Below are 2,787 nucleotides of genomic sequence, written 5' to 3'. Positions count from 1 at the left end.
GTGGCCATGACGCCGTCGGAGTAGAAGTAGTACCACGAGCCGCCGAGCCTCGCCCAGCCGGTGGCCGCGGAGCCGTCCGAGCCGAGGTAGGACCATCGTCCGCCCGAGGCGATCCACGTGTCGTGCCACATGGCGCCGTCGGCGCCGAGATAGAACCAGGCCGAGCCGACCTGTGCCCACCCGGTGACCATGGCGCCGTCGGAGTCGAGGTAAAACCAGGAGCCGCCGTCAGAGAGCCATCCGGTCTTCTTCGCCCCCCGGTCGTAGTAGTACCAGCGCCCGCCATCCTTCTTCCAGCCGTTCAGCGTGAGGTCGACGGCCGGGGCGGGGGACTCGGTGGCTGTGTCGGCCGTCGGCTCGGCGTCGGGCTCGGGCGCTGCCGGGCTCGCGGGGGCCGAGCTCGCCGGCGCGGGGTCGGGCGCAACCGGGGACTCGATGCCGGCGTCGCCCGTCGGCTCGACATCGGGCTCATCGGCCACTGCGGGAACGGCGGCCCACATGAGTGACAGTGCCGCGAGCGTTCCGATCGCAGATCGATGAAGGCGTTTCATGGGATTCCTTCCTGGGGATCTAAATTCGCCACGGGGCCACGCCTCCTCTTGTCGATCGGGGAGAATCGGGGAGGTCTCGCGCGGGGTGGCGAATGCCCGTCCATTGTACGGTTCTGACCTCCCCCGCTCCATGCCAGATCCGTCTCCCGCGGTCTCATTTATATTAAAGACGAGAGGCGTGTCGTTTTTCTTGCGCGGGCGGAGACCGCGTCCGTCGACCCCGAAGCGTCCCGTCGACTGGCGCCGCCTGTGCGTCTTGCGGTCCGGCTCTCGGGCGTCGAGGCCTGTAGGCCGCCGGGCCGGCCCCTGGGGTCCGGGCCCCGGGGGCCGGCCGTCGTCGGGCGCTGTCTTCCGGGTCTCGTCGTCTGTCAGATCTCGCGCCGGACCGGCTCCCGGTGGAAGACTGGTCGCCACAGCGTCAACAGCAGGAGGGCTCATGATCAGGGTCGCAATCAACGGATACGGCAACCTCGGGCGGGGCGCCGAGCAGGCGATCTCCAAGAACGACGACGTCGAGCTCGTCGTCGTCTTCACCCGGCGTGATCCGGAGTCGATCACGACGCAGGGCGTGCCGGTCGCGCATGTCGACGACATGCCGAGCTGGGTGGGCAAGGTCGATGTCTGCCTCAACTGCGGCGGGTCGGCGACGGACCTGGCCGAGCAGGGCCCGGCAACAGTCGCCTTCTTCAACACGGTCGACTCCTACGACACGCACGCCGAGATCCCCGCCTACTTCGCCTCCGTCGACGCCGCCGCCAAGGAGGCCGGCCACCTCGCCCTCATCTCCACCGGCTGGGACCCCGGCCTGTTCTCCATGCTCCGGGTCCTCGGGGGCGCGGTCCTGCCCGACGGCACGACGACGACCTTCTGGGGCCCCGGCGTCTCGCAGGGGCACTCGGACGCGATCCGCCGCATCCCCGGGGTGGCGGACGCGCGGCAGTACACGCTGCCGGTGCAGGAGACCGTCGACGCGGTCAAGGCGGGCGACGACGTCGAGCTGACGACCCGCTCCATGCATCGGCGCGACTGCTACGTCGTGGCCGACGACGGCGCCGATCTCGCTCGCATCGAGCAGGAGATCGTGGAGATGCCGCACTACTTCGCGGACTACGACACTACAGTGACCTTCATCTCCGCCGAGGAGATGGCCGCGAAGCACAGCGGTATCCCGCACGGGGGCACGGTGATCCGCCGTGGCGAGACCTCCCTGGGGGTCGCCGCGCGCATCGGCTTCGAGCTCGATCTCGGATCGAACCCCGAGTTCACCGGCTCCGTCGTGGTCGCAATGGGCCGGGCGGCCGCGAGGATGGCTGCGCGCGGCGAGACTGGGGCGCGCACGGTCTTCGACGTGACGCTGGCCGACCTGTCCGCGAAGGACCCGGCCGACCTGCGCGCGTCGTATCTCTGATCGCCGGCCGGGCTCCTGAGCGGGACCGGCGCGCCCCAGGTTCTCGACGGCGTCGCACCGGTGAGGCCCGCCACCGGCGCCGGCCCGTTGCCCGCTGCGCCAAGGCTCTGCGGCGCCGCCCCTGGTGGCTGCTGTTCAAACGCCCACGAGCCACCCTGTTCACGCCGACCTCTCGACGGCGCGCCGACATCATCTGGTTCTTGGCTGATTCAGCTCAGCGGCAGATCGCAGAGGCGGATTTCGCCTGGCCTCATCTCCGTCAGGCACGCTGCTGCTCAACGAGTAGCAGAAGCCTCCGCAGGTATAGGACTCGGTGCGCCGTCCGGTGAACGGCGGTGCACCGTCCGGGCGCTTTCTCCTGACTGGGCTGGCCGCCCCCGTAGATCCTGCAGGCGCGCACAGCGGCGCAGGCCGGACGCTTACCTTCAGCGAATTATCGACCGTGACCTGCCCGACCAGGGCTTCGCCGTCAGACGTCCGGAAACACTGCGCCGCCAGCCGGTCGCCCATGCGGTGGCGACCACGGCCTATTCCCGTATCCCCGACGCCGCAACCGGCGGCGACGGCCCGCAACCCGCGAAGACCACCACGATCATCTATTGTGACCATCTCACCCGGCTGTGGCTCCCGAACCTGATACCGGGCTGGATACCGGCTAACAATCCGCTCCGGCGTCTTCACCGGGCGCTCAGGCATCACCTTGCGGACCCAGTCGGCCTCGTCTTCTGGGTCTGTCCGAGTTCGCGCTTCTCGGTCCCGGTGGCGCGCACATGGCCGGTCGGCTCTTCGAGTCGCTCGTGGCGCTCGGAGTCAGGGCCGTGGCACAGG

Annotated in this window: 1 protein-coding gene and 1 pseudogene; one reads left to right on the top strand and one right to left on the bottom strand. The window is 69.6% G+C overall.

Annotated elements, in window-relative coordinates; genetic code table 11:
* Window positions 1-551, bottom strand: a pseudogene (locus tag O145_RS19605) (cell wall-binding protein); the annotation flags it as partial.
* A 436-nt stretch (window positions 552-987) separates the two neighbouring features.
* Here O145_RS19605 and O145_RS10795 point away from each other — a divergent pair.
* Window positions 988-1,959 (top strand): diaminopimelate dehydrogenase, encoded by a 972-nt coding sequence (locus tag O145_RS10795; RefSeq protein ID WP_043562890.1) that lies wholly within the window; start codon window positions 988-990, stop codon window positions 1,957-1,959.
* The last annotated feature ends 828 nt before the right edge of the window (window positions 1,960-2,787 follow it).

The sequence above is a fragment of the Actinomyces israelii DSM 43320 genome (genome assembly GCF_000711965.1).
Lineage (GTDB): Bacteria > Actinomycetota > Actinomycetes > Actinomycetales > Actinomycetaceae > Actinomyces > Actinomyces israelii.
The sequence above is the reverse complement of the archived record's forward strand: the minus strand, read 5'-3'. Positions and strand labels throughout refer to the sequence as shown.

Coding starts and splice junctions, on each gene's coding strand:
- O145_RS10795 (WP_043562890.1), top strand. CDS start 988: ATGATCAGGGTCGCAATCAACGGATACGGCAACCTCGGGCGGGGCGCC.